At 43.2% G+C, this 1,858-nt stretch carries 2 protein-coding genes; one reads left to right on the plus strand and one right to left on the minus strand.

The window, feature by feature from the left end; genetic code table 11:
- The first annotated feature begins 371 nt into the window (after positions 1 to 371).
- Positions 372 to 1,097: a hypothetical protein gene (locus ACFWXQ_RS48770; RefSeq protein WP_376936198.1), complete on the plus strand. Its 726-nt coding sequence runs from the start codon at positions 372 to 374 to the stop codon at positions 1,095 to 1,097.
- Between the two features lie 407 nt (positions 1,098 to 1,504).
- On the opposite strand, the gene ACFWXQ_RS48775 is transcribed toward ACFWXQ_RS48770, so the two are convergent.
- The gene (locus tag ACFWXQ_RS48775) at positions 1,505 to 1,666 is read right to left on the minus strand and encodes a hypothetical protein (RefSeq protein ID WP_376936199.1); all 162 of its coding nucleotides are present in this window, start codon (positions 1,664 to 1,666) and stop codon (positions 1,505 to 1,507) included.
- Between the last annotated feature and the right edge of the window lie 192 nt (positions 1,667 to 1,858).

Raw genomic sequence — 1,858 nt, forward strand, 5'->3', positions numbered from 1 at the left:
TGGGCTCGGATACGTGTATCAGAGACAGATATTAAGCGTTTTCACATACGTTTGTTGATTAAAAAGTTGTCTCAAAATTGGGACTTGTTTTCGATGGTTATAGGTAAATCGAAAACCGGCAGTGCTGCCGTCCTGCGGGCTGTCCAGTAGGTCAGTCCTCGGAAACAGCATCTCTGCCGTTATCACATGCACCATTTTTTTAAGCTATTTTACGAAGCGACTAGCTTCGTTCCGCTTAATCTATTTAAGATACATGGATACGTTAGTGCATTTTAGCACTCTAGCCCCTGAGAAATAAGACTTTTTAGATTATTGACAGTTGTCTGTCAGACAACTAAGGTTGTCCACCAGTCAACTATAAGGGCAGATTGATGACAAGATTATCATTTCGAGAGCTAAGGGAGCTCGGTATCTCAAATGAAGATATCGCAGCTGCAAAGGTCACACAGGCCGCCCAGCGTAGAGTTGGGGCTCCCGTCCAATCAATTGGCGTGATTGTTGGTGCTGCCCAGCCACGTCAACGTCATAATCCAAACCCACCAATAAGCCTAACTGAAAAGGCTATGAGGAAGCGTGGTATTTACGATCAAGCGGCTCTGCTACTGGATCAACAAGCATTGCAGGAAAGTAGCCCAGAACGTGCTATGCAAGCCCGTAAAGCAGCGCAGGCAGCGAAAGAACTAAGTTCTACCCAGCAACTTGAATTTGACTTCTTTGGAGGTGGTAACGTGTCCATTGCTTTCCAGTACCAGGACGCCGTTACTGAACGGCTATTTGAATCCGCTAAGACCACAGCGCAAGCATATCACGCTCAGGCCGTTCTATGGCAAATCTGCCGTAATCTTGGCTGGCAAAGTTACGAATGCACCAAAACGGCCGCAGATCTCTGCGAGACAATGCGAACTGACAAAGCACAAATGGCAAGAGCATTAGATTTGCTTGAAAAAGTTGGTGCAATTCATCGCGTTAAACGTGGTCGAGTAAAAGTTATAACTGTAACACCTGAAGGAGCTTTTCGTGGGAATGTAAATAACCACGCTAAAGCTGTTGAGCGCTTCCGTCTGGACGTTATCGACGGCGGTTTATCGCCTGAATAACAGCTCTTATTCTGCCCGATTAATGAGCTACAGAATTTTATAATTCTTTGACTTCTAAAGCCCTCGTTTGAGGGCTTTTTTTTGAGTTTTTTAGGTGTAACGCTGACAAGTTGCATTTCCTGCTACACAGACGTTTCAGAAAAACAGCCGGCACAAAAATCACCTACAGCGCGATTTTGGGGCGCGGTGTTTTTGTGCCTATTCGACAGTGCTTTTTGATGAATTTAATTTTGTACCACAAAATTACGTATCCTGCCTATGAACACAGGACAAAAGTCGCAACGCAAGACATAACGTCCCCGCGCCTTTAAATTGCGCTGTAGGGGGCGTTATGTCGTTCGAGCCTGTTGACTACATTGAATATGATAAAAACGCTCACACGGCGATTTATGGAGCTATGAGGGGCATTAGAGCTCCCACCCTTCATCCATAAAAGCCTTTTCATCGAAAGGAACACGATTATCCCCTCTAAGGCTTTTAATTTTGGCTTGTATCTCTGCTACTCTTTCAGTCAGTGATTTTTCATTCTGCTGATCAGAATCCTGTGATTTTTTTTCTGTTTTCTTCATTTCACAGTCTCCCCAATCTAGTTTTTATTTAAATATCTCATGTAGGTCGATGTAACATAAAATGTAGTTCGTAATGTAACATCACATGTAACATTTTTTGCACTTGTAAGTGTCAGCACACACGCGGTTTAGCTTAAATTTTTAGACTGTTTTTTTGCTGTTTTTCATTAAAACGATGATTACCCATAAAAC

This window comes from Streptomyces sp. NPDC058697 (genome assembly GCF_042715345.1).
Lineage (GTDB): Bacteria > Actinomycetota > Actinomycetes > Streptomycetales > Streptomycetaceae > Streptomyces > Streptomyces liliifuscus.

Bases quoted from the DNA above. Each gene is read 5' to 3' on its own strand.
- ACFWXQ_RS48770 (WP_376936198.1), top strand. From the start codon at position 372: ATGACAAGATTATCATTTCGAGAGCTAAGGGAGCTCGGTATCTCAAAT.
- ACFWXQ_RS48775 (WP_376936199.1), bottom strand. From the start codon at position 1,666: ATGAAGAAAACAGAAAAAAAATCACAGGATTCTGATCAGCAGAATGAA.